Below are 24,175 nucleotides of genomic sequence, written 5' to 3'. Positions count from 1 at the left end.
CGCCGCGCCCTGTCCCACGGGGCGCGGCGCTTTCGTTGAAGGCTGCGTGATGACCTCTTCTTCCATCCTTTCCCGACGCCAGGCTCTGGCTCTCGGCCTCGCAGGCGCGGCAGTCCTGGGCGGCGGTTCGGCTCAGGCGGCGCAAACGCCGTCGCTGGCCAAGCTGGCCAAGGCCAAGGGGGTGCAGTTCGGCAGCGCCGTCGGCGCCGGTCCGACCGGCTCGCTGACCGGTTCGTTCGAGGACGCTCGCTATCGCCAGGTGCTGATCAACGAGTGCGGCGTGCTCGTGCCGGAAAACGAACTGAAGTGGTACGTGCTGCGGCCCGACGCCGAGACCTTCGCCTTCGAACGCGCCGACCGCATCGCCGCCTTCGCCCAGCAGAACGACATCGCCCTGCGCGGCCACACCCTGCTGTGGCATCACCCCCAGTGGTTCCCTGCCTGGCTGAAAGCCCACGACTTCGGCAAGGGTCCGGCGGCCGCCGCCAACGCCGAGGCCATGCTGGTCGACCACATCACCAAGGTCGTGGCGCACTATCCGCAGATTCGGTCCTGGGACGTGGTCAATGAGACGGTCGATCCCAAGGACGGTTCGGTCCGCCACACAGTGTTCTCCGACGCCATGGGCCAGGCGCAGACGCTGGACGTCGCCTTCCATGCCGCCCGCGCGGCGGCGCCCAAGGCTCAGTTGGTCTATAACGACTATATGGGCTGGGAAGCCGGCAACGAGGCCCACCGCGCCGGCGTGCTGAAGCTTCTGGAAGGCTTCCGCAAGCGCGGCGCGCCGGTCGACGCCCTCGGGGTCCAGAGCCACCTCGGCACCGAAGATCCGGCCGCGCCTGGTAGCCTGGGGCGGCCCCAGGAGAAGGCTTGGCGCGCCTTCATCGATGAGGTGACCGGCATGGGCTACGACCTGCTGATCACCGAGTTCGACGTCAACGATCACGATCTGCCCCCCGGCGTCGCTGCGCGCGACGCCTCCGAAGCCGCCGTCGCCAAGGGCTATCTGGACCTGATGCTGGACTATCGTCAGACCAAAGCGGTGCTGGCCTGGGGCATGGTCGACAAGTATTCCTGGCTGCAGACCTTCACCCCCCGCAAGGACGGCCTGGCCAAGCGGGCGACGCTCTATGACGACGCCTACCGACCCAAGCCGTTGCGCCAGGCCGTGGCGGCCGCCTTCCGGGCCGCGCCGGAGCGGACCTGAGCCTCGCGTTCCGACCGATCATCGCGGCGCGTTATCTAGAGCCTGCCGTTGACACCCATTCCCGGTAAGCTTCCCGCCATGACCCTGTCGTTCCAGCCCCTTGACGAGCGCCACGATGTCACGCGCCAGATCCTGCGCGAGGAGATCGTACCGGCCTACCGTCCGGTGGTGCTGCGCGGCTTCGCAGCCGACTGGCCGGCGGTGGCGGCGGGACGGGCAGGGGCGAGGGCCGCCGCCGACTACCTGAAAGGCCTGGACCAGGGCGCGCCCGTCGAGGCCTTCGTTGGCGCGCCGGACATCAAGGGGCGGTTCTTCTACCAGGACGCCGAGCGGTCGGTGAATTTCGAGCGCCGGCCCGGCGCGATCTCGGCGATCCTCGACGACCTCCTCGCCCTGGGCGATCAGGTCGATCCGCCGTCGGTCTATGTGGGCTCAGCGCCGACGCCCAAGGTGTTGCCGGGGTTCGCCGAGGCCAACCGCAACCTCTTGCTGGACATCCCCGTCGACCCCCGCATCTGGTTCGGCAACGCGGTCACCGCCCAGACCCATTACGACATGGCCGACAATATCGCCGTCGTGGTGGCGGGCCGGCGACGCTTCACGCTGTTTCCACCCGAGCAGACGGCCAATCTCTATGTCGGGCCGCTTGACTTCACCCTGGCGGGTCAGCCGATCAGCATGGTGTCGCTGGATGAGCCCGATCACGCGCGCTATCCCAGGTTCGCCCAAGCCGTCGAGCATGGCCTGAGCGCTGAACTGGGCCCGGGCGACGCGATCTACATCCCGACCCTGTGGTGGCACCACGTGCGCTCGCTGGACTCGCTGAACGTGCTGGTGAACTATTGGTGGCGCGACCTGCCGCCCGAGGCCGGGTCGCCGTTCAAGGTGTTGGTCCACGGCCTGCTGGCGGTTCGTCACTTGCCGGCTCCGCAACGCGCCGCCTGGCGGGCGATCTTCGACCACTACCTGTTCGAGGTGAACGGCGATCCCGCCGCCCATCTTCCGGAGGACCGCAAGGGCGTGCTGGGTCCGCTGTCGCCCCGTCTGGCGCTGAACATCCGGGCGTTCCTGAAGCGCGCCTTCGGCTAGCCCGCTCCCGAAGGTCCTCGCCCACAGGGGGAAGACTTGAGCTAGAGCATTTTTCGAGCGAAGTGGTTCCGGTACGCGTGAAGAAAAATGCGTCAAAACAGAAGATTAGAGCTCACGGCCTGACGCAGTCAGGTTGGGAAATGCTCTAACCGCATACCGTCGAGAGCGCCTGGACATCCCAGGTCTTGATCGGCACGCGGAGACCTCGCGCGACCATGGCGTTCTCCAAGGTGACCGACGCCGTTGTCGGAGCGGAACTGAAGTCGGCGGCGTAGAACGGATGGCGCTCTGCCGTGTCCAAGGTGACGAGGCGGGCTCCCTGGCTCTGATAGAAGGCCAGCAGACGCGGCAGCAGACGGGCGTCGAGCGCCCCCTCATGCATCAGCAGCACATAGGGAATGTCCTTGCCGTACAGGCTGTGGGCCATGGCGCGGGAATAGTTGAAGCTGTCCTTGGCGGCCTGGAGATAGCTGGTCTCCAGCGCGGTGATCGCCGCCGTATCGCCCTTGGCGACACAACGGGCATAGGGCTCGTTCCAAGCCCAGTCGTCGAAGCTCATGGTCACGCTGGCGATGCGGTAATGGTGCTGGTCCAGGAACTGGCGGGCGGCGTCGCGCTTTTCGGGCGTGTCGCCCTCGTCGAGGAACGGAAAGCGCAACCAGCGCCAGTCGGCGCCGGCCATCTGCTTCTCCAGCACCGGCTCGTTGCGGATCAGGTCGGCCTGCCAGTTGGCCAGGCTGTTCTTGCTCAGCGCCATGTGCGACCAGGTGTGATTGCCCAGCGGGTGGCCCGCTGCGCGCCAGAGGCCTAGCACGGCGGCGGACTCGGGTTCACGCTCTTCCTGCACCGCATTGACGAAACCATAGACCGACGGGGCGCCGGCCTCATGCAGGGCGGCCAGGATTTGCTCGGCGATCCCGACCCGCGTCTGGCCGGGGGGCAGGGCGCTGTGAGCAGGCAGGTCGTCGAAGGTGAGGGCGATCTCGATGGGTTCTGGCTTGGCCAGGACGGGGCTGGCGACGGCGGTCAAGGCGACCAGGCCGCATAGCCACACCACGCTCGTGAATGACATCATGTTTCCGCCCCAGGGTCATTATCGTCACTTGGCGTGACAACTGTCTTGGCGGGCAAGACCGCGTCCCGCAGCATGAGAGTGGCAAGAACTGGCCATCGTGACCAGCCGTCATGAGATAAAAAGGTAGCGGTACCGGTGGTTCACTGATCTGTTTTCCACGGCGCGCCGCGCCAAGGCGACCTTGAAGTCTTATCGTTCCGAGCGCTCGACAAAGGCGTTGACGCCGGCCTCGCCGGGGCCATTGACGGCTAGCGCCGAGGTTGGCGACTGACCGCGTGGTGCGCAGACTTGCAGCGGATTGCGAGAAGAGGCGGCGTCGGCGCCATTCCTGACCTCGCCGCCAAGGTTTGGGGTTGAACCCCATGGCCGCGAAGCGGATTGCCGTCCTGAACCTCGTTTAGGAAGGACCAAGACTGATGCGTACCTCGATCTGCGGTGCTGTGGCGATGATGGCGACGATCGCGGCCTTTTCGGGATCGGCCCTGGCCCAGCAACCCGCGCCGACCACGCCAGTTGCCGGGCAAATGGCCACCAAGGCGTTCCTGACCCTCGACACGCCGATCGCGGTGATCGTCGCCGATCCTGCGGGCAAGGCCGTGCTGGACAAGGATGTGCCCGGCCTGACCGACCACCCGCTGTACGACAGCTTCAAGACCCTGTCCCTCAAGGAACTGCAGCCCAAGATGGGTGGCGGCATCGGTGACGACGCCATGGCCGCGACGGCGCGAGATCTGGCGGCTCTGGACCTGACCAAGAAGCGCTGACGCCTAACGCGCCTCGAGAGCCAACAGGCCAAACAGCGCGCCTTCGGTGTCGGACAGCCGCCAGCCGCGATCCACAAATACCGCGCCGCGCCGGAAGTCGTCGGCCACGGCGCGGCGCAGGGCGGACAAGGCCTCGGGCTCGCGGCCCCGAGGAAACAGCCGCGCGGCCAGGGCCGTGACCGTGGTCGGCGCGCGGCCGGCCAGCCAGGCCTCTCCCACCCGCGCGGCGGCGGTCAGGTCCAGATCGCCGAACAATCGCGCCTTGGGGTTGCTCGGGACGGCGGCGGCCAGCGATGGCAGGCCGGCGCTGGCCGTGACGACGAACAGGGCGGCCAGCAGGTCGCGGCGGGCGAGGGCGGTCATCGGTCGGCTCCGAGCTCTTGTTTCAGATGATCGGCCAGGCGCATCACCAGGGCCAGGATCGTCAGGGTGGGATTGGCGATGCCCGAGGTTGGGAAAACCGAGCTGCCGGCCACGTACAGATTGCCGGTTCCGTGCACCTTCAGGTCCGGATCGACCACGCCCCGCTTCGGATCGGCGTTCATCCGAGTCGTGCCCATGTGATGGCGCGAGGCGCTTGAGATCGCCAGCAGTTGGCTCCGCTTGATCGGCCAACAGAAACGGCCCTGGCCAGCGGCGCCCAAGGCGTCGCCGAACCCGGCGGTCGAGCGTTCCAGGCTGTCCCAGTCGGTCTTGCCGTAGGTCCATTCCAGTCGGATGCGCGGCATGCCAAGTGGGTCCTTCGCCGAGGCGTCCAGGGTCACGCGGCTGTCGGGATTGGGGAAGTGCTCGGACATGGCGAAACAGCCCAGGAGCTGGCCGCCGCCGGACGTGTCGCCGTCGAGGGTCGTGGCGACCTGGCGGAGCGCCTTGGTGTCGGCCTGGGCGATCCCGGTCTCATCGGCCGCGTAGAGCGTGACGGTGAAGTTACCGGCTCCCATCCGCTCTTGCGCCGGCGCGCCGCTGGCCAGCACGCAGTGGGGGCTGGTGCGGGTGGGATTGAGATACAGGCCCATCGGCGCGTCGCGCGACACGTGGACGGCCGAGGCTTCGCTCTCGGCGTCGCCGTCCACCGAATAGGTGACATGGCCCTGGAAGAACCGGCCGACGAGGTCGTGGGCGTTGCCGACGCCCGCCTTGTGGACCCCATTGGAGGCCAGCAGCAGCCGGACGTTCTCGATGCCACCGACCGCCAGAACATAGGTTTTGCCGCTCGCCGTGTGTCGCTTGCCGTCAAGGCAGGCCAGGTCCAGCCCCTCGACCTGGTCGCCGGTCGGGTTCAACCGGATCTTGGTGACATTGGCGTGCAGATAGACCGTGATGTTGGCGGCATCCGCGAAATCGGTTCGAAAACGGTCGAAGGCGGCCTTGTCGCTGCCGCCCGAATAGCGGGTGAAGGCGCGCGGGGCCGAGAAGAAGCCGTCCTCCGCGTCGATGGCCAGCGGCGTGCGGGTTGGGTCTTTCAGGAGGGTGTTGTCGCGATCAAAGCGGGGGATCTCCAGCAGGTCGCAGGCCCGGTCGTAAAAGCCTTGCATCTGCTCTCGGGTCACCGGCCAGCCGCTGTGCGGCGCCCACGGCCGGGCCGCGAAGTCGGCGGGATCCAGCGGCGCGCACTTGCCGCCCCAGATCATGCCCGAGCCGCCCAGCACCCGGGCCCGCGACTGGGCGGGATAGTCGTCGAACGGCTTGTCGGGATTGTCCGGCGCGCGCACCATGGCCGAGCCGGCATAGAGGCCCTGGATTTCCATGTCCAGCTCGCGGCCGCCGCTTTCCAGGATCGCGACCTTCAGCGCAGCGCCGGCCAGCTCCTTGGCCAGGGTGATCCCGGCCAGGCCGCCCCCGATGATCAGCAGATCGGCCTGGATTCGGCTGGCGTCAGGCAAGGTTCGGGCGTCGATGAAAGCCATCGTGTTTCCTGTCGGTGTTGCGTGGGAGGTGAGGGCGCGCGGCTAGAGCAAGCCGCGCGATATAGGAATCGCACGGCTTGCTCTAGACTTTTGTTTTCGCATCGCTTTTGCGGAAAACTGGTGGCCACTTTTCCGCGCGATGCTCTAGGCGCGCGCGCCCTTGGCCTTGAGGTAGTCGACGATCTCGCTGTGACCGTGCTTGAGCGCTTCGCCGAGCGGCGAGCGGGTTTGGCCTCGATTGGCGGGCACGGCGCGGTTCACGTCCGCGCCCTTCTCAGCGAGGTAGCGCACCGTGGCCAGGTCGCCGGACTGGGCGGCGTTGATCAGCGGGGTTTCGTCGCCGGGCACGAAGGACTCCACCGACGCGCCGTGCTCGACCAGGGTCTTGACGATGGCCAGGTCGCCGCTGCCCGCCGCCGCGATCAATGGGTCGCCGTCGCCGCGCACGGCCTTGCCGGCGTCGGCGCCTTTGGCCAATAGCAGCTCGACGAAGTCGAGCCGTCCGGAGCGGGCAGCTTCGATCAGTGGGCTGCCGTCGCCGAGAGCCGCGCGGTTCACATCGGCGCCCTTGTCGATCAGGTAGCGGACCGTCGCCAGGTCACCGGAGCGGATGGCGTTGATCAGCGGCGTGTCGTCGCCGGGGACATAGGCGTTCACCTCGGCCCCGCGCTCGACCAGCGCCTTGACGATGTCGGGCCGACCCTCGGAGGCGGCCGCGATCAGCGCATTCCCGTCGCCGCGCGAAGCCAGATTGGCGTCGGCGCCCCTGGCCAGCAGAAGCTCGACAAGGTCGGCCCGTCCCGAGCGCGCGGCTTCGATCAGTGGCGTGCCGTCGCCCGAGGCCTTGAAGTCGACATCGGCGCCGGCCGCGATGAGGGCCTTGGCCTCGCTGGCGTCACCGTCGCGCACGGCCTTGAACAGCGGGCTGCGGCGGTCGCGTGCCTTGTCGTGGGCCGTCTCCTCCCGGGCGTCCTGGACGCTGTCTTGGTGGACGATGCGGGCGGGCTGGGCGGCCCAGACGGCGAAGCCCGCGCCCAGGGCCAGGGCGGCGACGGCGGCGGCGCCGATCAGGCGGGTGGCGCGGCCTTGGCGGTGCTGGGTGAGCATGACAAACCTCTCCTTGAGTTGGGTGTTGGCCGCGGCTGGCCAGTGGCAGCCGAGCGGCGGCGCGAAGGGCGCCAGTTGGGTCTTCAGCATCGCCTCGCCATAGGCGCGGCGGGCGATGGGAAAGCGGGTCAGGACGGCGGCGTCGCAGGCGATCTCCTGGTCGATCCGCAGGCGCTGGGCGCCCAGATGGACCAGGGGATTGAACCAGAACAGGCACTGGACCGCGGTGGTAAGGGCGTTGATCTGGGCGTCGCCGGCCGCCAGGTGGTTGCGCTCGTGGGCGAGAATCAGGGCCTGCTCCTGCGGCGTGAAGCGCAGCGCGAAGTCGGCGGGTAGAACGAGCTTGGGCAGGAAGGCGCCGATCACTGCGGGGCCGACGCCGACGTGCTCGGCGTGGAACAGGTCCGCCTCGCCGCGAAGACGGCCCAGCGACCGCACGAACCGGCGCTGGCGCGCGGCCTGGACACCGAGGGCCAGCAGGCTGACCAGGGCCCAGGCGATGACCAGCGGGCCTTGCGGGTCCCAGTCCTGAATGCGCGGCGTGGACCTGAGGAGCGCGACAGCGGGGGCTGGTTGGGCGGCAATGGCCGACGGCTGCGCGGCAGCGTCGACGGCGACGGGCCGGGGCTGCGCAATGGGGATCGTCACGGTGCGCGCGGGCAGTATCACCGCCACGACCGCCAGCGGCGCGACCAGCCAGAGACCGTAGGCGGCGCGAGCGCCGAACAGGCCGCGAACCGGCCGGCGAAGCACCAGCACAAGCAGCACCGCCGCGCCGATCGCCAGGTTGGCGTGGACCAGAAGGGCCAGGAAGTCAGCGGCCATCGTCGTGCGCCTCCAGGATGCGGCGCAGTTCGGCGATGTCGTCGTCGCTCAGTCGTTCACGCTGCGAGAAGTGGCTGACCAGCGGCGCCAGGCGACCGTCGAACAGGCGATCCAACAAGCCCTGACTCTCGGCGTGAACATAGTCGCCCTGGGCCACCAGCGGCCGATACAGGAAGCGACGCCCGTCCTTCTCGGCGGCGATGGCGTCCTTCTTCAGCAGGCGGTTGAGCAGCGCCTTGACTGTGCCCTCGGCCCAGTTCTGCTCGCCCGCCAGCGTGGCGGTAAGGTCTTCGGCGGTCAGTGGGCTTTTCGCCCACAGCGCCTTCATGATCTGGCTTTCGGCCGTACTGATCCGCATGGAACCTCTCCTGGGCTCCTGCAACGATTACCGACGTAATCGTTCGGGTCAATCAGCGATTATGATTGTAAACGATATGTAATGGAGACGGCTAGGTCTTGGTGCCGCGCAGGGCGCCGGGATCGACGGGCGGCCGCGGACGATCACCGCCCGTGGAGCGCGGATCGCTCGTGCCCTTAGGTGCGGAGGGACGTGTGCCCGGATAGGTCTTCATGCGCCGGTGTCCTGATCGACTGGCGCGGCGGCTCGGCGGGCCTTTGTGCGCGCCAACGCCGGACGCAGCACCGGCGTCGGCACCACAAGTTTCCAGACGAGCGGGAAGGCGAAGGCCAGCAGCGCGCACGCCGCAGAAAGCTCGAAGAGCCAGTTCATGGGGTCGATGTCTCGAAGGCCGGCCGCGTCGGAGCCGATCAGCCACCTCGCGGCGGCTCGCTCTCGACGGCCAAGTTCCGCATATAGGAACGCGCGAAACGGTTTATCAGGCCTCGTCGGCGGGAGGGTCTTCGATCATCGCGTTCAAGGCCAGGACGGCGGTCCAGGTGCGGCCGGTGATCCGGGTCCCGAGGGTTTTCTCGACTAAGCCATTTGTCAGTTTCGAGCCGCCCACGCCGTCGGGATAGATGGCGTAGATCTGACGGCTTTCGGCCCGCGCCTGTTCCGTACCGCGGATCGCCGCCCGCAGGGCGCCCATGGCCTTCTTGTCGGGCGTGTCCTTGCAGAACAGGGTCATCAGCCAACCCGGATCGGCCGCCGCGAAGTCCGGGAATGGATTGGCGACGACCAGGGCCCGCCAGGCCTCGGCCGTGCGGACATAGACGTCGGTGCGCAGGCCCAGCCGGGTCAACAGCTCGGTCTCCAGCTGGGTCTGCAGCTCGGCGCCGGTGCGCTCGCCGCTGTTGAAGATCAGGTCGCTGGGCTTGGGACCCATGCGCACATCGGTGAAGCCCAGGTCCGTCACCAGGCCGGTCAGTTCGTCGGCGGAGATCAGGCGACCACCGGCGGCGTTGACGCCGCGCAGCAGGGCGATGTGCAGGGACATGGTCGGGCCTTTCGAACGAGGCGGTTGTCTAGCCCTTCGCGGCGGCGACGTCGCTGAGCGATTTAGCCGTTGAGCGCCGCAAAGCCGCGTTCCAAATCCGCCTTCAGATCCGCCACGCTCTCCAGCCCCACATGCAGCCGCAAAAGCGGCCCCTCCAGCGTCACGGGAACCGACCGGTTCTTCAGCTGTGGATCGCAGTGGATCGCCAGGCTCTCATAGCCGCCCCACGAGAAACCCAAGCCGAATATTTCGAGCGCGTTGAGGAAGGCGTGGACGGCCTTCTGCGAGGCGGGCTTCAGCACCACGCCGAAAAGGCCGCAGGCGCCGGTGAAGTCGCGTTTCCACAGGGCGTGGCCGGGATCGTCCTCCAGGGCCGGGTGCAGCACGCGGGCCACCTCGGGGCGACCCTGCAGCCAGCGGGCGATCTCCAGGCCAGCGGCCTGGTGGGCGGGCAGGCGGACGGCCAGGGTGCGCAGGCCGCGCAGCACGGTATAGGCGTCGTCGGGCGACACCGACCAGCCGATGTCCCACATGGCGTCGCCCAGCTGGTTGCCGATGACGTTGTCGGCGGTGGCGGCGCTGCCCATGAAGACGTCCGAGTGGCCGCCCACATATTTGGTCAGGGCCTGCACGCTGATGGTCACCCCGTGGGCCAGGGGCTTGAAGTAGAAGCTGGCGGCCCAGGTGTTGTCGATCAGGGTCAGCACGCCGCGCGCCGTGGCGGCCGCAGCGATGGCGGGTAGGTCCTGCATCTCGAAAGTGAGCGAGCCGGGGGCTTCCAGCAGGATCATCCGGGTGCGCGGCGTGCACAGGGTCATCAGGGCGTCGGGCGACAGGGCTGGGTCGTAATAGGTCGTCGCTACGCCGAAGCGGGTCAGTACCCGGTCGCAGAACCGGCGGGTAGGCTTATAGGCGCTGTCGACCACCAGGATCTCGTCGCCGGACTTTAGCAAAGCCAGCATGACGCCGGTTATCGCCGCCAGGCCCGACGGATAGAGCGTGACGTCCGGCGAGCCCTCCAGTTCGGCCAGGGCCAGTTGCAAGGCGGCGGGCGAGGACAGGCCGGTAATGCCGTAGGTCAGCTGGTTGTCGTCATACAGCGCGGCGGCGTTGGGCAGCAGCACGGTCGAGCCGCGCTGGATCGGCGGATTGACCGTCCGCGCCAGCTTGATCCCGTCCCGCGACGGCGAGCCCGTACGGACCAGGCGGGTTTCTTCATCCAGGGGCATGGCGCGGACTCGCGGTTCTCGGTGTTGCAGGTCCTCCCCCTGTGGGGGAGGTGTCGGCGAAGCCGACGGAGGGGGGTGATCGGCAGCTGGCGAGATGCCCAATGAAGATCCCAACACTCCCCCCACCGGTCGCTTCGCAACCACCTCCCCCACAGGGGGAGGATTTTTGAAGTCAGGCCTCGCCCGTCGCCACCGGCACGTCCTCGCGCCCGCCCCATTCGGTCCAGGAGCCGTCATAGACTGCCGCTCTCGGCTTGCCGAGCCGCGCGAGCGCCAGAGACACCACTGAGGCGGTGATGCCAGATCCGCAGGTGGTGGCCACGGGCTTGGCGACATCGACGCCGGCCGCCGCGAACACCGCCGCCAGCCTTTCAGCGCTTAGCAACGTGCCGTCGGGCGCCAGAAGCGCCGCCAGCGGCACGTTGCGCGAGCCGGGGATGTGGCCGCCGCGCAGGCCTGCGCGGGGCTCGGGCTCGGCGGCGGTGAAGCGGCCGACGGGGCGGGCGTCGACCACCTGTTCGCGGCCGGTCTCGATATTGCGCTTGATCTGCTCGATCGAGCGGACGAGGTCAGCCTGGAAGCGCGGGGTGAAGTGGCGCTCCTGGGGCATGACCACGTGGTCGTCCACCGGCCGTCCCTCGGCGATCCACTTGGGCAGGCCGCCGTCCAGCACCACGACGTCCTCGTGGCCCATGGCCCGGAATTCCCACCAGACGCGGGCGGCGGGCAGGATGCCGGTGCTGTCATAGACCACGATCCGCGAGCCATCCCCCAGGCCCAACTTCTTGACCCGCGAGGCGAACTTGATCGGAGAGGGCAGCATGTGCGGCAGGTCGGAGGTCTCGTCGGCGATCTCGTCGATGTCGAAGAACACCGCGCCGGGGATGTGGACCGACTTGTATTCGGCCCTAGGGTCGCGCTTTGCGGCCGGCATGTGCCAGGACCCATCGACGATCCGCACGTCCGGCGCGTCGAGGTGCTCCTGCAGCCAGGCAGTCGAGACAAGGGGGTCTTGGGTCATGGCTTGGCCTTTCGGGGTCTGACTCGCCCCAACGCGAAGGGTGGGCAAGATCACGCGATCGGCGACGGGGAGCAAGCGCGACCTACATCCACGGCGGGGTCGGCAGGCCCTTCTCGGCGAGGAACGCTGGGTTGAACAGCTTGCTTTGGTAGCGCGAGCCGTGGTCGCAGAGGATGGTCACGATGGTGTGGCCGGGGCCCATGGCGCGGGCCATGCGGATCGCGCCGGCCACGTTGATCCCAGACGAGCCGCCCAGACACAGGCCCTCGTGCTGCACCAGGTCGAACACCTGCTCCAGCATCTCCTCGTCGCTGATCCGGAAGGGGTGGTCGACCACCAGGCCTTCGAGATTGGCGGTAATCCGGCCCTGGCCGATGCCTTCGCTGATCGAGGTTCCTTCCGACTTGAGTTCGCCGTCGGCGTACCAGCTGTAGAGCGCGGCGCCATGCGGGTCGGCCAGGCCGATCTTCACCGACGGCTTGCGGGCTCGCAGGGCCTGGGCGACGCCGGCCAGGGTGCCGCCCGAACCGATGGCGCAGATGAAGCCGTCGACCGCACCGTCGGTCTGTTCGAAGATCTCAGGGCCAGTAGTCTCGCAATGGGCCCGGCGGTTGGCGACATTGTCGAACTGGTTGGCCCAGATCACGCCATTGGGCTCGGTCCTGGCTAGTTCCTCGGCGAGGCGGCCGGAATAGCGAACATAGTTGTCGGGGTTGGAATAGGGGACGGCGTCCACCTCGACCAGGTGCGCGCCGAGCAGGCGAATGGCGTCCTTCTTCTCCTGGCTTTGGGTGCGCGGGATCACGATGGTGGTCTTGTAGCCCAGGGCAGAGGCGACCATGGCCAGGCCGATTCCGGTATTGCCCGCCGTGCCCTCGACGATACGGCCGCCCGGCCTCAGCAGGCCCTTCTCCTCGGCGTCGCGGATGATGCCCAGGGCGGCGCGGTCCTTGACCGACTGGCCGGGATTCATGAATTCGGCCTTGCCGAGGATCTCGCAGCCGGTCGCCTCGCTGGCGCGGTTGAGACGGATCAGGGGCGTGTCGCCGATGGCGTCCAGGACGCTGGTCTTGATGGTCATGGGGCGCTGGGCTGAGACGGGCTGCTGCGGAAACAAGAGTGCATGGTAGATCGTGCGCGGGCGAGCAGACGCAAGCCCAGTTTTCCTGAAGGCAAGGTTTGGTTCATGAGCAAACGGCAAGGCGCGCTGCGGCTGGTGTTGGGCGACCAACTGAGTGAGACCCTGTCGGCGCTGGCGGACCTGGACCCCGCCCACGACGTCGTGCTGATGACGGAGTCCGTCGCCGAGGCTACGGCCTGGAAACATCACAAGCAGAAGCTGGTCCTGGTCTGGTCGGCCATGCGCCAGTTCGCCGCCCGGCTGGAGGCGCGCGGCGTCCGGGTTCGCTATGTGCGGCTGGATGACCCGGCCAATACCGCCTCGATCGCTGGTGAGATCACGCGCGCCCTGGCCGAGGAGCCGGCGGAGCGGGTGATCCGCACCGTCTGCGGCAAGTGGGCCCTGGAAGAGCACCTGCTGGCCCTGGCGCACACGCTGTCGATCCCCGTTGAGGCGCGAGAGGATGATCGCTTCCTGTGCTCCCGCGCTCAGTTCGCCGCCTGGGCCGAGGGGCGCAAGGAACTGCGGATGGAGTATTTCTACCGCGAGATGCGCCGCCGCACCGGCCTGCTGATGGACGGCGACAAACCCGCCGGCGGCCAGTGGAACTTCGACGTCGAGAACCGCAAGAAATTGCCCGCCGGCGTGCGGCCGCCCGCGCGCCTGCGCACCGTGCCCAACGCCGTGACCCGAGATGTAATGACGACGGTCGAGGCGGGCTTCGAGGATCACTTCGGCCGCGTCGAGACCTTCGACTGGCCGACCAACCCGCAGGAAGCCGAGGCGATCCTCGACCATTTCATCGCCGACATGCTGGCCGGGTTCGGCGAGGCCCAGGACGCCATGAGTTGGGGACGGCCGTTCCTGTGGCACAGCCTGATCTCGCCGGCCCTGAACATCGGCTTGCTGGACCCGCTGGACATCTGCCGGCGGGCGGAGGCTGCCTGGCGGGCGGGCAAGGCGCCCTTGAACGCCGTCGAGGGCTTCATCCGCCAGATCCTCGGCTGGCGGGAATTCATGCGGGGGGTCTACTGGCTGAAGATGCCCGAATACGCCCTGCGCAACGCGCTGGACGCCGAAGGCAAGTTGCCGTGGTTCTACTGGAGCGGCGAAACCGACATGGCGTGCGTCGCCGACGCCGTGGCTTCGGCCCGCGACCATGCCTACGCCCATCATATCCAGCGGCTGATGGTCACCGGCAATCTGGCCATGCTGCTGGGCGTGCATCCAGACGCCGTGGATGACTGGTACATGGTGGTGTTCGCCGACGCCTATGAGTGGGTCGAGATGCCCAACACCCGCGGCATGGCCACCTTCGCCGACGGCGGCATCGTCGGCTCCAAGCCCTATGCGGCCAGCGGCGCCTATATCGATCGGATGAGCGACTACTGCAAAGGCTGTCGCTATGACGTGAAGGACCGCTTGGGCGAAAACGCTTGTCCGTTCAACGCGCTATACTGGGATTTTCTCGATCGACATGAGGCGCGCCTGGCCGGCCTGGGGCGGATGATGATGCCGCTCAAGACCCTGTCTCGCATGCCCGAAGCCGAGCGGGCGGCGTTTCGCGCCAAGGCGGCCGCGACGCGAGGCGCGATGGGTGTCTAGCCGACGTGGGTCTCGATGACGTTCAGCAAGGCCAGCGGACCGCCCGCCGTCGTGGCCGCGCACCAGACATTGTGCAGGCCCTCGACCTCGACCAAACGGTTCCCGACGGCGTCGATCATGATGCCTTCGGCGATATCGGACGACACCTCGCCCAGCAGCTGTTCTTCCTGCAGTTCGCCGCACCAGGCGGTGACCGCATCGACCGCTGTCTCGGCGTCGAACTGGGTAATGTAGGTGCCGCCGTGGAAATCCAGGACCATGGTATAGAGGTTCATTGGGGGCCGACCTCTGAGACGCTTTGCGTCAGTGTACGCCCATCAAAGGTCGGACCGCGCGATCTAACTTGCTAGGCCCGCGCCACCCTATGCCCGGGAAAGCCCCAACTGGATCACATTGGTGCGCTCGGTCCGGAACCCGGCCTCGCAATAGCTGAGATAGAACCGCCATAACCGCCGGAAGCGCTCGTCGAAGCCCTGGCCCTTGATCTCGTCCCAGGCCGCCTCGAACCGATGGCCCCATTCAGCCAGGGTGTCGGCGTAGTTCTGGCCAAACCGGTCGATCCCGGTCCAGGTCAGGCCCGCGGCGGCGGTTTCCTGTTGCAGGCGCTGCTCGCTGGGCAGCATGCCGCCGGGGAAGACATAGCGCTGGATGAAGTCGGTCTGGACCCGGTAGTGGTCGAACAGTTCGTCGCGAATGGTGATGATCTGCAGGCCGGCCCGGCCGCCGGGGCTCAGCACCTCGCGGATCTTGCCGAAATAGGTCGGCCAATAGGCCTCGCCGACCGCTTCGAACATCTCGATCGAGGCGACGCTGTCAAACTGCCCCTGGACGTCGCGATAGTCGATCAGCCGGATGTCGGCCTTGTCGGCCAGGCCTTGGTCGAATAGGCGCCGCTTGGCGAAGTCGTGCTGGGCCTGGGAGATCGTGACGCCCGTGACCCGGGCGCCCACCTCCTTGGACGCGTATTCGGCGAAGCCGCCCCATCCGCAGCCGATCTCCAACACGTGCTGGCCGGGCCGCAGATCGATCGACCGGGCCAAGGCCGCGTACTTGGCGCGCTGGGCCTGATCGAGCGACTGGCCGGGGGTTTCGTAGAGAGCGGACGAATAGGTCATGCTGGGGTCCAGCCAGCGTGAATAGAAGGCGTTGCCCAGGTCGTAATGGGCATGGATGTTCTTCTTGGAACCCTGCCGATCGTTGCGATGAAAGAGGTGGTAGAGGCCATTGACCGCCCGCATCAAGGGGTTGCCGCTGACCAGGGCCGTCAGCTTGTCGAAGTTCAGGGAAAAGGCTTCCAGCACGGTCGACAGGTCTGGCGTGTCCCACTCGCCAGCCATGTAGCCCTCGGCGAAACCGATATCGCCAGAGGCCAGGGCCCGGCGGACGAAGCGGTAGTCGTGAACCTGGATCACGGCGTCCGGTCCGGGCGTCTTGCCGACGATCCGCAGTGACTTGCCCGTGGGCAGGATGAAGGTCAGCGTGCCCACCGCCCAGTTCTCGACGGCGATGCGTAGGGCCGAGCGAAAGGCGGCAGGGGCTCGGCGTAGCTCCGGGTCGCGGCCCAGGACCGACCAGGTGGCAGGCAGGATATCGGTCATCGACGGTCCCATCCCTAACTGAGGGAGAAAGTTAAAGCACTCGAAACCGATGTGTAAATGGGGAGAAATCGCAGCCCGACGAGGGCGCTAGTCCCCCTTCAGGCTGCGATAGGCCCCCAGCGCCCGCTCGCGCGCCGCCGCATGCCCCACCACCGGCTTGGCATAGGTACGAGCCGCGGCGGCGCTTAGTTGCGCGGCGGCTTTCCAAGGCTCGTGGAGCAGGGCGTCAGGAAGGTTCGCCAGTTCCGGAACCCACCGCCGGACATAGGTTCCGGCCGGATCGAACTTCTGGCCTTGGGCGATCGGGTTGAAGATCCGGAAATAGGGCGCGGCGTCGGCCCCGCTGCCGGCCACCCACTGCCAATTGCCGACATTGTTGGCGAGATCCGCATCGACGAGCGTGTCCCAGAACCAGGCCTCGCCCTCGCGCCAGTCGATCAGCAGGTGCTTGATCAGGAAGGAGCCAACGATCATCCGCACCCGATTGTGCATGAAGCCGGTGGCCCACATCTCGCGCATCCCGGCGTCGACGATCGGATAGCCGGTGCGCCCCTGGCTCCAGGCCTCGAAGGCGGCCGGGTCCTTGGCCCACGGGAAGCCGTCGAACTCCGGCCGGAAGTTTGCTGTCGGCAGGGTTGGGTTGTGGAACAGGATCGAGGCGTTGAACTCGCGCCAACCCAACTCCGAGAGGAACTTCTCGACCTCGCCGGCCGGGGCGTCGCCGGCTTCGGCGGCCTGGCGTGCGGCGACCCAGACCTGGCGCGGGCCGATCTCTCCAAAGTGCAGGTGGGGCGAAAGCCGCGAGCCGGCCTCGACGCCGGGGAAGTCGCGCTTCTGGCCATAGCCGTCGACGGACCCGGACAGGAAGTCGTCCAGCCGCTCCAAGGCGCCGGCCTCCCCCGGCGTCCACGGGTCGAAGCCCTTTGACCAGTCAGGTTTCGTGGGGTGCAGGTTCCAGCCGGCGAGGGCGTCGCTCGCGGGCCACGCGTCGGGCGCGGCCAGCGTCTTCGGCGCCGGTTCGACGTGCACGGGGCCGAGCTGACCCCGCGCGGCGCGCCAGTAAGGGGTAAAGACCTTGTAGGGGAGGCCGGAGCCGTTCTTCACCGTCCACGGCTCGTTGAGCAGGCTGGCGTTGAAGCTCTCACATTCGACGCCGCCGTCCTTCAGTCGCGCCTTGATGGCCGTGTCGCGGTCGATGGCGGCGGGGTCGTACAGGCGGTTCCATAGCACGCAAGTCGCGCCGGTTTCGGCGATGATGTCGGCGAGGATCGTCTCTGCGACGCCCTTGCGCAACACCAGCCGCGAGCCGATCGCCTCGAGCGACGCGGCCAGCGCGGCCAGCGACCTGTCCAGCCACCACAGCGACGCCGCGCCCATCGGGCGGACGCCGGGGGTTTCGTCGAGAATATAGAGCGGGATCACCGCACGCCCGGTTTGGGCCGCCGCGATAAGGGCGGAATTGTCCGTCAGACGCAGGTCCTGGCGCAGCCAGACAAGGATGGGCGTACTTTCGCTGCTGTCGATCGCCACTTGCACCGTCCCGTTTGAAAGGCCACCTGTTGGGCGCCTGAAACGACACCCTTATCCGGAAGTTCCCTCTTGAGTCAGCAACACGCCGTCGCCCCCAACGCCGTCATCGAGATCAAGACAGGCAAGGGCGCCCCTGTCAGGATCGGTAACGCCGAGCGGCTGTCGATCATCGCCGGCCCCTGTCAGATGGAAAGCCGCCAGCACGCGCTGGAGACCGCCCATGCCCTGAAGGAGATCGCCGACCGCCTGGGCGTCGGCCTGATCTACAAGACCAGCTACGACAAGGCCAACCGCACCTCGGCCAGCGCGCAGCGCGGCATCGGGTTGCACGAGAGCCTACCGATCTTCCAGGAAATCCGCCAGGTCACCGGCCTGCCGACCCTGACCGATGTCCACGAGATCAGCCACTGCGAGGCCGTCGCCGAGGCCGTTGACGTCATCCAGATCCCGGCCTTCCTGTGCCGCCAGACCGATCTGCTGCTGGCCGCCGCCGCCACCGGCCGGGCGATCAACGTCAAGAAGGGCCAGTTCCTGGCGCCCTGGGACATGAAGAACGTGATCGCCAAGATCACTGGCGCCGGCAATCCCAATGTCATGGCCTGCGAGCGTGGCGCTTCGTTCGGCTACAACACCCTGGTCTCGGACATGCGGTCGTTGCCGATCATGAAGGAAATCGGCTGCCCGGTAGTGTTCGACGCCACCCACAGCGTCCAGCAGCCGGGCGGGCAGGGCACGTCCTCGGGCGGTCAGCGCGAGTTCGTGCCGATCCTGGCCCGCGCCGCCGTCGCCGTCGGCGTCGCCACGGTGTTCATCGAGACCCATCCCGACCCCGACAATGCCCCCTCCGACGGCCCCAACATGGTGCCGATGAGCCGGTTCGAAGCCTTGGTCGCCGACCTGCTGGAGTTCGACGCCTTGGCGAAGCGGGTGCGAGCGGCGTAAGACGCTTCCATGTCCAGACGCGTCATCCTCGTCACCGGCGGCGCCGGGTTCATCGGCTCCAACATTGTCGCCAAGCTCTGCGAAGACCCCGCCTTCGACGTGGTGGTCTGCGACTGGCTGGGCGAGGCGGCCGAGAACAAGTGGCGCAACCTCGCCAAGTCGCCGATCGCCGATTTCGTGGCCCCCGAGGCCCTGTTCGACTGGCTGGCCTTGCGCGGCGAGGACGTCGAGCTGGTGGTCCACATGGGCGCGGTGTCCTCGACCACCGAGCCTGACGCCGACAAGATCATCCATTCGAACTTTACTCTGTCGAGGGATCTCTGGCGGTGGTGCGCCGCCCACCAGCGCCGGCTCATCTACGCTTCGTCGGCCGCGACCTATGGCGATGGCCGGCAGGGCTTCGAAGGGCTGGATGACAGCGACAGCCTCAAGGCCCTGCGGCCGCTCAACGCCTATGGTTGGTCCAAGGCGCTGTTCGACCTCTACGCCGTGCGCGAAGCCGAGCGCGGCGCGCGCCCGTCTCAGTGGGTCGGGCTGAAGTTCTTCAACGTCTATGGCCCCAACGAGGACCACAAGGGCGGCATGAAGTCGGTGGTGTGCCAGATCTGGCCCAAGGTCGCGGTCGGCGAAGGCGTCAAGCTCTTCAAGTCGCACAACCCCGACTACGAAGACGGCGGCCAGCTGCGCGACTTCGTCTATGTGCGCGACGTGGCCGACGTGGTCGCCTGGCTGGCCAAGAGCCCGCAGGTCAACGGCGTCTATAACCTGGGTTCTGGCAAGGCCCGCTCGTTCAAGGCCCTGGCCGAGGCCACCTTCCGCGCCGTCGGCCGCGCGCCGGACATCGACTATGTCGACATGCCCGAGGTGCTGCGCGGCAAGTACCAGTACTTCACCGAGGCCAGGATGGATCGCCTGCGGGCCGCCGGCTACAACGCGCCAATGACCGCGCTCGAGGATGGCGTCGAGGACTATGTGGCCGGGTTCTTGAACACGGACGATCCCTACCGCTGAGATCTGCGGCTGGGGCATGCGCATGCGCATGCCCCAATCGTGGAGCGCGCTGACTGACGTCGGGTCACACTTGCCGCCCCCTTCCGCGAGCGTAGGCTAACCGTCGATAAGTGGCCAAGACAGGCGTCGATCCGGGAGTGGAATATGGTCGGCATCGCCGCCTGGGGCGTCTACGCGCCCCGCCTTCGTCTCAGCCGCAAGGCGGTCACGACAGCCAATGCCTGGGTCGCGCCGAATCTTCGCGCCAAGGCCAAGGGCGAACGCGCGATGGCCAACTGGGACGAGGACGCGCTGACCATGGCGGTCGAGGCCGCCCGCGACGCGCTGGGTCCGGGCGACGACCGCTCGGCCATCGACGCGCTCTATTTCGCCTCGACGACAGCGCCGTTCGTCGACCGTCAGAACGCCGGGATCGTCGCCGCCGCCCTGACCTTGGAAAAGTCGATCAGCTCGGCCGACATCACCGGCTCGCAGCGCTGCGGGCTTGCCGCGCTCGGTCAGGCCCTGGCGGCGGTGATGGGCGGGGCGGCCCAACGCGCCCTGGTGGCGACCGGCGAGCATCGTCGAGCCCGCGCCGCTTCACCCCAGGAGTTGGACTTCGGCGACGGCGCGACGGCGTTCGTAGTATCGGCCGAGGCGGGAGCGGCGGAGTTCCTGGGACGCGGCAGCGTCACCGATGACTTCGTCGATCACTTCCGAGGCGCGGACGCCGAGTTCGACTACGGCTGGGAAGAGCGCTGGATTCGCGACGAAGGCATCGTCAAACTCGTCCCGCCGGCCATTCGCGGCGCGCTGGAGGATGCGGGCTTAATGGCTTCAGACATCACCCATTTCTGCTTCCCCTCGACATTCTCGGGCATGGCCGCCAGCCTGGCCAAGACGGTGGGGATTGCCCCCGAAGCTGTGCGCGACAACCTGGCCCTGACCCTCGGCGAGGCGGGCTGCGCCCATGGCCCGCTGATGCTGGCCCATGCTCTGGAAGAGGCCAAGGCCGGCGACGTGATCCTGGTCGCGCAGTTCGGCCAGGGCGCGGAAGCCCTGGTGTTCCGTGTGACCGACGCCGCGACGAACGCCTGTCCGGCGCGAGGCGTCACAGGCGCCTTACTCGACCGAAGAGTTGAGGAGAACTACCTGAAATTCCTCACCTTCAACGGCCTCATTGAATGGGACAAGGGCATGAGGGCCGAGAAGGACAACAAGACGGCCCTGACCACCCTCTATCGCAACCAGGACATGATCCTGGGCCTGGTCGGCGGCCGCTGCCGCGAGACCGGCGTTGTGCAGTTCCCCCGCACCCGAATCTCGGTGGCGCCCAACAATCCCGCCGTCGACACCCAGGAGCCATACCGCTTCGCCGAGCGCCGCGCCTCGGTGCTGAGCTACTCGGCCGACTTCCTGACCTTCTCAATGAGCCCGCCCAACCACTACGGCATGATCGTGTTCGAGGGCGGCGGGCGGATCATGATGGACATCACCGACGTCGAGCAGGGCGAGGTCGACAGCGGCCTGCCGGTCAAGATGGTGTTCCGCATCAAGGACGTCGATGAGAAGCGCGGCTTTGTTCGCTACTTCTGGAAGGCCGCGCCGGACCGGGCGGCGATGGCGGCTCAGACCGCGATCGCGGCGGAGTAGGTCGGTGTCAGAGCGCGCGCTTAACATCGGTGGCGGAGAAGTCCTCGCCCTTGAACAGCAGCGGCAGGTCGCGAGATTTGGCCAGGGCGTAACTGAAGCAGTCGCCGTAGTTCAGGCCGTAGCGGCCCTGTCGATATTGGCTGAACGCCTGACGGGCCAGCAAGAATTGGTGCTCGTCGAAGGGGATCGTGACGACCTGCAGCCTCGCCAGAAGCAGGTCCAACGCTGCGACATTCTCGAGACCTCGGCGCTTCAAACAGACGATGTGGGCTTGAAGACGCGTCGCGGCGGAGATCAAGGCGCTCTCTGCGCCCGCGATGCGGTCCCTGAAAAGAGACGATTCGGTTTCTTCCCACAAAATCGCCAGGATCGCGGACGTATCGACCACGATCACTTCGGCAGTCCGTCCTCATCATACAGCATGTCTTCAGGCGTGCGCGGGTCCAGTATCGGCAGCGCGCGAACGCGCGCCTGGATCTCCGCAACAGCCGCCAACATCTCCTCGCGGCTCAGCCGAGGTGGCAGCGGTTTGGTGCGTTCAAGTTCGGCGCGCAGGGCGTGGGTCACCACACCGTCCAGACTCATGCCTGTCCGTTTGGCCAGCTCTTCGGCCAGCTCAAGAGTCTTATCCTGGATCGCAAACACCATGGGATTGAAAATACACCCAATCCTGGCGAACGAGAAGTCTCGCTAACATTCAAGGAGCACCACATGGCCAAGGGCATTCGCGACAAGGTCGCCATCCTGGGGATGGGCTGCAGCAAGTTCGGCGAGCGCTGGGACGCCGGCCCCGACGACCTGATGGTCGAGGCCTATATCGAGGCCATGGCCGACGCGGGCATCGAGCCCAGTCAGCTGGACGCGGCCTGGTTCTCGACCCATGTCGACGAGTTGGGCACGGGCAAGGGCGGCACGCCGCTCTCGATCGCCCTGCGCCTGCCCAATATCGCCGTGACCCGGGTGGAGAACTTCTGCGCCTCGGGCTCGGAGGCCTTTCGCGGCGCGGTCTATGCCGTGGCGGCGGGGGCGGCCGACATCGCCATCGCCGTGGGCGTCGAGAAGCTGAAGGACACCGGCTATGGCGGCCTGCCGGTCGGCAGTCCCGGCACGCTGTCGCCGCAGATCATCCCCAACGGCTCGGCCCCCGGCAACTTCGCCCAGCTGGCAAGCGCTTACCGCGCCAAGCACGGGGTGTCGCGCGAAGACCTCAAGCGGGCCATCGCCCATGTCTCGGTCAAGAGCCACGCCAACGGCGTCAAGAATCCGAAGGCGCACCTGCGCAAGGCCGTGACCGAGGAGCAGGTGCTCAACGCCCCGATGATCGCCGAGCCCCTGGGCCTGTTCGACTGCTGCGGCGTGTCGGACGGGGCGGCCGCCGCCATCGTCACCACGCCGGAGATCGCCCGGGCGATGGGCAAGCGCAACCTGACCATGGTCAAGGCCCTGCAGCTGTCGGTCTCCAACGGCTATGAGAGCCAGTACAATGGCTGGGACGGCAGCTACTTCCACACGGCTCGTATCGCCGCCGGCAAGGCCTACCGCGAGGCCGGCGTCGAGCGGCCGCGCGAGCAGATCTCGATGATGGAGGTGCACGACTGCTTCTCGATCACCGAGCTGGTGACGATGGAAGACCTGTTCATCTCGCCGGAGGGCCAGGGCTGGCGCGACGTGCTGGACGGCTTCTATGACGCCGACGGCGGCCTGCCGTGCCAGATCGACGGGGGCCTCAAGTGTTTTGGCCACCCCATCGGGGCCTCGGGCCTGCGTATGCTCTACGAGATGTATCTGCAGCTTCAGGGCAGGGCCGGCGAGCGACAGTTGAAGGACCCGGTGCTGGGCATGACCCACAATCTGGGCGGCGCGCCGGCCAGCAATGTTTGTTCGGTGGCGATCATTGGGCAGGAGGGCGCCTAGGCCTTTCGACCGCTCGCGCGGCCCCCGGACTTCGTGGTATCGCAAGGCCCATGGGCGAGCGCTTCAAGGGTTTCAAACGCTGGATCTTCGTGGGGAGCGTGCTGTTCCTGGCCGTGTTCCTGTCGGCGGCCTTCTATTGGCGCTACGACATCCTGCGCACCACGCTCGATCCCAAGGTGCCGTTCCAGACCTATGAGCCGCCGCCGGCTCCCGACTACGCCAAGCCCGCCGCCTGGGTTTTGCGTTCCCGGGCCGCCACGGCGGGTCCGGCCGACGTGTTCTTCGTGCACCCCACCACCTATGACGGCGGCCGCGACTGGAACGCGCCCTACGACCAGCCCAAGGCCGCCCGTTACCTAAACCGCGTGATGCTGCCCAACTACGCCGCGCCGTTCGCGCGGGTCGGGCGAATCTTCGCGCCGCACTATCGCCAGGCCAGCCTCTACACTTTCCTGACCCTGCGCGACGACGCCCGCGACGCCCGGCGCTTCGCCTATGACGACGTGCGCCAAGCCTTCCGCTACTACCTGCAACACGACAATAACGGCCGGCCGATCGTGCTGGTCGGGGTCGAACAGGGCGGCATCCTGGCGGCGCGCCTGCTGAACGATGAGATCGCGCCGAACCCGGCCGTGAGGGCTCGGCTGGCGGCGGTCTATCTGATCGAGACGGTGGTCCCCGCCGATGAATACGGCCCCGACGCGGCGGTCCCGGCCTGCGCCAATCGGGCCCAGGCTGAGTGCGTGGTGGCCTGGGCGTCGCTGGTGGACGGCGATTTCCAGCAGGCCCAGGAGTTTACCGGTCGGTCCCTGGTCTGGAGCAGCGCGGGCGACCTGATCAATCTCGAAGGCCGCGCACCGCTGTGCGTCAACCCGTTGGTCGGCGCCCAGACCGAGGTGCGCCAGCCCGCGCGGCTCAACCTCGGCTCGGCCAACGCCACCGGCCTCGAATGGGGCTCGCGACCCGCCTTGCTCAAGCGCCAGGTCTGGGCGCAGTGCGAGAACGGGCTGCTGCACACTGGTCGGCCGAAATCGACGTCGCTGCGGGATTCCGGGTCCTGGACCGATCGCCGCAAGGTCGACGGCTTCAACCTGTTCTGGGCCGACGTCGAGGCCGACGCCTTGGCGCGGGTAGCGACGCTGAGGGCGCGCACGGATCTGGTTCGCATTCCGGGCGCCCCGTCGGATCAGCCATGACGATGG

General features: G+C 67.4%; 25 protein-coding genes. 9 read left to right on the top strand and 16 right to left on the bottom strand.

Annotated elements, in window-relative coordinates:
* Positions 1-49: 49 nt before the first annotated feature.
* Positions 50-1,207: an endo-1,4-beta-xylanase gene (locus ACP694_RS10585; protein WP_426012198.1), complete on the top strand. Its 1,158-nt coding sequence runs from the start codon at positions 50-52 to the stop codon at positions 1,205-1,207.
* Between the two features lie 48 nt (positions 1,208-1,255).
* Positions 1,256-2,296, top strand: a complete 1,041-nt coding sequence (locus ACP694_RS10580) for a cupin-like domain-containing protein (protein ID WP_426012196.1) — start codon at positions 1,256-1,258, stop codon at positions 2,294-2,296.
* Between the two features lie 145 nt (positions 2,297-2,441).
* Here ACP694_RS10580 and ACP694_RS10575 read toward each other — a convergent pair whose 3' ends face one another.
* Positions 2,442-3,371 carry a polysaccharide deacetylase family protein gene (locus tag ACP694_RS10575; protein WP_426012194.1) on the bottom strand — a complete coding sequence of 310 codons (930 nt, stop codon included), beginning with the start codon at positions 3,369-3,371 and terminating at the stop codon, positions 2,442-2,444.
* Between the two features lie 416 nt (positions 3,372-3,787).
* Here ACP694_RS10575 and ACP694_RS10570 point away from each other — a divergent pair, with 416 nt between their 5' ends.
* The gene (locus ACP694_RS10570; RefSeq protein ID WP_426012192.1) at positions 3,788-4,135 is read left to right on the top strand and encodes a hypothetical protein; all 348 of its coding nucleotides are present in this window, start codon (positions 3,788-3,790) and stop codon (positions 4,133-4,135) included.
* A 3-nt stretch (positions 4,136-4,138) separates the two neighbouring features.
* On the opposite strand, the gene ACP694_RS10565 is transcribed toward ACP694_RS10570, so the two are convergent.
* The 10 genes from ACP694_RS10565 to ACP694_RS10520 all read right to left on the bottom strand — a co-directional run bounded on the left by ACP694_RS10565 (position 4,139) and on the right by ACP694_RS10520 (position 12,702).
* Entirely contained in the window at positions 4,139-4,498 is a 360-nt protein-coding gene (locus ACP694_RS10565) for a hypothetical protein (RefSeq protein WP_426012190.1), read from the bottom strand.
* A complete protein-coding gene (locus ACP694_RS10560; RefSeq protein WP_426012188.1) occupies positions 4,495-6,042 on the bottom strand; it encodes a GMC oxidoreductase in 1,548 nt (515 codons plus the stop codon). Before ACP694_RS10560 ends, ACP694_RS10565 begins: the two co-directional genes overlap by 4 nt.
* Positions 6,043-6,186: 144 nt before the next feature.
* A complete protein-coding gene (locus ACP694_RS10555) occupies positions 6,187-7,974 on the bottom strand; it encodes a M56 family metallopeptidase (RefSeq protein ID WP_426012186.1) in 1,788 nt (595 codons plus the stop codon).
* Entirely contained in the window at positions 7,964-8,332 is a 369-nt protein-coding gene (locus ACP694_RS10550; RefSeq protein WP_426012184.1) for a BlaI/MecI/CopY family transcriptional regulator, read from the bottom strand. Before ACP694_RS10550 ends, ACP694_RS10555 begins: the two co-directional genes overlap by 11 nt.
* Before the next feature lie 91 nt (positions 8,333-8,423).
* The gene (locus ACP694_RS10545; RefSeq protein WP_426012182.1) at positions 8,424-8,546 is read right to left on the bottom strand and encodes a hypothetical protein; all 123 of its coding nucleotides are present in this window, start codon (positions 8,544-8,546) and stop codon (positions 8,424-8,426) included.
* A complete protein-coding gene (locus tag ACP694_RS10540) occupies positions 8,543-8,704 on the bottom strand; it encodes a hypothetical protein (protein ID WP_426012180.1) in 162 nt (53 codons plus the stop codon). Before ACP694_RS10540 ends, ACP694_RS10545 begins: the two co-directional genes overlap by 4 nt.
* Positions 8,705-8,810: 106 nt before the next feature.
* Positions 8,811-9,371 carry a DUF1697 domain-containing protein gene (locus tag ACP694_RS10535; RefSeq protein WP_426012178.1) on the bottom strand — a complete coding sequence of 187 codons (561 nt, stop codon included), beginning with the start codon at positions 9,369-9,371 and terminating at the stop codon, positions 8,811-8,813.
* Positions 9,372-9,433: 62 nt separating this feature from the next.
* On the bottom strand, positions 9,434-10,594 hold the full coding sequence (metC, locus tag ACP694_RS10530) for a cystathionine beta-lyase (protein WP_426012568.1): 1,161 nt from the start codon (positions 10,592-10,594) through the stop codon (positions 9,434-9,436).
* A 178-nt stretch (positions 10,595-10,772) separates the two neighbouring features.
* Positions 10,773-11,621, bottom strand: coding sequence for a 3-mercaptopyruvate sulfurtransferase (gene sseA / locus ACP694_RS10525; RefSeq protein ID WP_426012176.1), 849 nt, complete (start codon positions 11,619-11,621; stop codon positions 10,773-10,775).
* A gap of 82 nt (positions 11,622-11,703) precedes the next feature.
* The gene (locus ACP694_RS10520; protein WP_426012174.1) at positions 11,704-12,702 is read right to left on the bottom strand and encodes a cysteine synthase A; all 999 of its coding nucleotides are present in this window, start codon (positions 12,700-12,702) and stop codon (positions 11,704-11,706) included.
* 105 nt (positions 12,703-12,807) lie between these two features.
* On the opposite strand from ACP694_RS10520, the gene ACP694_RS10515 reads away from it, so the two are divergent.
* Positions 12,808-14,346, top strand: a complete 1,539-nt coding sequence (locus ACP694_RS10515) for a cryptochrome/photolyase family protein (protein ID WP_426012172.1) — start codon at positions 12,808-12,810, stop codon at positions 14,344-14,346.
* On the opposite strand, the gene ACP694_RS10510 is transcribed toward ACP694_RS10515, so the two are convergent.
* The 3 genes from ACP694_RS10510 to ACP694_RS10500 form a co-directional block, all read right to left on the bottom strand.
* Positions 14,343-14,621, bottom strand: coding sequence for a hypothetical protein (locus ACP694_RS10510; RefSeq protein ID WP_426012171.1), 279 nt, complete (start codon positions 14,619-14,621; stop codon positions 14,343-14,345). The two genes, ACP694_RS10515 and ACP694_RS10510, sit on opposite strands and share 4 nt — an antisense overlap.
* 87 nt (positions 14,622-14,708) lie before the next feature.
* Entirely contained in the window at positions 14,709-15,944 is a 1,236-nt protein-coding gene (locus tag ACP694_RS10505; RefSeq protein ID WP_426012169.1) for a class I SAM-dependent methyltransferase, read from the bottom strand.
* Positions 15,945-16,031: 87 nt separating this feature from the next.
* Positions 16,032-17,480 carry a cryptochrome/photolyase family protein gene (locus tag ACP694_RS10500; protein ID WP_426012168.1) on the bottom strand — a complete coding sequence of 483 codons (1,449 nt, stop codon included), beginning with the start codon at positions 17,478-17,480 and terminating at the stop codon, positions 16,032-16,034.
* 63 nt (positions 17,481-17,543) lie between these two features.
* Between ACP694_RS10500 and kdsA the strand changes: the two genes are divergently transcribed.
* The 3 genes from kdsA to ACP694_RS10485 all read left to right on the top strand — a co-directional run bounded on the left by kdsA (position 17,544) and on the right by ACP694_RS10485 (position 21,059).
* Positions 17,544-18,416: a 3-deoxy-8-phosphooctulonate synthase gene (gene kdsA / locus ACP694_RS10495; protein WP_426012166.1), complete on the top strand. Its 873-nt coding sequence runs from the start codon at positions 17,544-17,546 to the stop codon at positions 18,414-18,416.
* 9 nt (positions 18,417-18,425) lie between these two features.
* Positions 18,426-19,427: an ADP-glyceromanno-heptose 6-epimerase gene (gene rfaD, locus ACP694_RS10490; RefSeq protein WP_426012165.1), complete on the top strand. Its 1,002-nt coding sequence runs from the start codon at positions 18,426-18,428 to the stop codon at positions 19,425-19,427.
* Between the two features lie 144 nt (positions 19,428-19,571).
* Positions 19,572-21,059: a hydroxymethylglutaryl-CoA synthase family protein gene (locus tag ACP694_RS10485; RefSeq protein ID WP_426012163.1), complete on the top strand. Its 1,488-nt coding sequence runs from the start codon at positions 19,572-19,574 to the stop codon at positions 21,057-21,059.
* Between the two features lie 7 nt (positions 21,060-21,066).
* On the opposite strand, the gene ACP694_RS10480 is transcribed toward ACP694_RS10485, so the two are convergent.
* Together ACP694_RS10480 and ACP694_RS10475 are read right to left on the bottom strand one after the other, a co-directional pair.
* The gene (locus tag ACP694_RS10480; RefSeq protein WP_426012161.1) at positions 21,067-21,453 is read right to left on the bottom strand and encodes a type II toxin-antitoxin system VapC family toxin; all 387 of its coding nucleotides are present in this window, start codon (positions 21,451-21,453) and stop codon (positions 21,067-21,069) included.
* Entirely contained in the window at positions 21,450-21,707 is a 258-nt protein-coding gene (locus ACP694_RS10475; RefSeq protein WP_426012159.1) for a type II toxin-antitoxin system VapB family antitoxin, read from the bottom strand. Before ACP694_RS10475 ends, ACP694_RS10480 begins: the two co-directional genes overlap by 4 nt.
* 63 nt (positions 21,708-21,770) lie before the next feature.
* Between ACP694_RS10475 and ACP694_RS10470 the strand changes: the two genes are divergently transcribed.
* Entirely contained in the window at positions 21,771-22,973 is a 1,203-nt protein-coding gene (locus tag ACP694_RS10470; protein ID WP_426012157.1) for an acetyl-CoA acetyltransferase, read from the top strand.
* Between the two features lie 50 nt (positions 22,974-23,023).
* Entirely contained in the window at positions 23,024-24,169 is a 1,146-nt protein-coding gene (locus tag ACP694_RS10465; RefSeq protein WP_426012155.1) for a DUF3089 domain-containing protein, read from the top strand.
* Positions 24,170-24,175: the final 6 nt, after the last annotated feature.

The organism is Caulobacter sp. DWR2-3-1b2 (assembly GCF_049896345.1).
GTDB lineage: Bacteria > Pseudomonadota > Alphaproteobacteria > Caulobacterales > Caulobacteraceae > Caulobacter.
Note: the sequence above shows the minus strand (reverse complement) of the source record. Positions and strands in the feature narration are given on the sequence as shown.

What these genes read in the sequence shown, in the direction of transcription:
- ACP694_RS10585 (WP_426012198.1), top strand. Translation starts at nt 50, where the DNA reads ATGACCTCTTCTTCCATCCTTTCCCGACGCCAGGCTCTGGCTCTCGGC.
- ACP694_RS10575 (WP_426012194.1), bottom strand. Translation starts at nt 3,371, where the DNA reads ATGATGTCATTCACGAGCGTGGTGTGGCTATGCGGCCTGGTCGCCTTG.
- ACP694_RS10570 (WP_426012192.1), top strand. Translation starts at nt 3,788, where the DNA reads ATGCGTACCTCGATCTGCGGTGCTGTGGCGATGATGGCGACGATCGCG.
- ACP694_RS10565 (WP_426012190.1), bottom strand. Translation starts at nt 4,498, where the DNA reads ATGACCGCCCTCGCCCGCCGCGACCTGCTGGCCGCCCTGTTCGTCGTC.
- ACP694_RS10560 (WP_426012188.1), bottom strand. Translation starts at nt 6,042, where the DNA reads ATGGCTTTCATCGACGCCCGAACCTTGCCTGACGCCAGCCGAATCCAG.
- ACP694_RS10555 (WP_426012186.1), bottom strand. Translation starts at nt 7,974, where the DNA reads ATGGCCGCTGACTTCCTGGCCCTTCTGGTCCACGCCAACCTGGCGATC.
- ACP694_RS10550 (WP_426012184.1), bottom strand. Translation starts at nt 8,332, where the DNA reads ATGCGGATCAGTACGGCCGAAAGCCAGATCATGAAGGCGCTGTGGGCG.
- ACP694_RS10545 (WP_426012182.1), bottom strand. Translation starts at nt 8,546, where the DNA reads ATGAAGACCTATCCGGGCACACGTCCCTCCGCACCTAAGGGCACGAGC.
- ACP694_RS10540 (WP_426012180.1), bottom strand. Translation starts at nt 8,704, where the DNA reads ATGAACTGGCTCTTCGAGCTTTCTGCGGCGTGCGCGCTGCTGGCCTTC.
- ACP694_RS10535 (WP_426012178.1), bottom strand. Translation starts at nt 9,371, where the DNA reads ATGTCCCTGCACATCGCCCTGCTGCGCGGCGTCAACGCCGCCGGTGGT.
- sseA (WP_426012176.1), bottom strand. Translation starts at nt 11,621, where the DNA reads ATGACCCAAGACCCCCTTGTCTCGACTGCCTGGCTGCAGGAGCACCTC.
- ACP694_RS10520 (WP_426012174.1), bottom strand. Translation starts at nt 12,702, where the DNA reads ATGACCATCAAGACCAGCGTCCTGGACGCCATCGGCGACACGCCCCTG.
- ACP694_RS10515 (WP_426012172.1), top strand. Translation starts at nt 12,808, where the DNA reads ATGAGCAAACGGCAAGGCGCGCTGCGGCTGGTGTTGGGCGACCAACTG.
- ACP694_RS10510 (WP_426012171.1), bottom strand. Translation starts at nt 14,621, where the DNA reads ATGAACCTCTATACCATGGTCCTGGATTTCCACGGCGGCACCTACATT.
- ACP694_RS10505 (WP_426012169.1), bottom strand. Translation starts at nt 15,944, where the DNA reads ATGACCGATATCCTGCCTGCCACCTGGTCGGTCCTGGGCCGCGACCCG.
- rfaD (WP_426012165.1), top strand. Translation starts at nt 18,426, where the DNA reads ATGTCCAGACGCGTCATCCTCGTCACCGGCGGCGCCGGGTTCATCGGC.
- ACP694_RS10485 (WP_426012163.1), top strand. Translation starts at nt 19,572, where the DNA reads ATGGTCGGCATCGCCGCCTGGGGCGTCTACGCGCCCCGCCTTCGTCTC.
- ACP694_RS10475 (WP_426012159.1), bottom strand. Translation starts at nt 21,707, where the DNA reads ATGGTGTTTGCGATCCAGGATAAGACTCTTGAGCTGGCCGAAGAGCTG.
- ACP694_RS10470 (WP_426012157.1), top strand. Translation starts at nt 21,771, where the DNA reads ATGGCCAAGGGCATTCGCGACAAGGTCGCCATCCTGGGGATGGGCTGC.
- ACP694_RS10465 (WP_426012155.1), top strand. Translation starts at nt 23,024, where the DNA reads ATGGGCGAGCGCTTCAAGGGTTTCAAACGCTGGATCTTCGTGGGGAGC.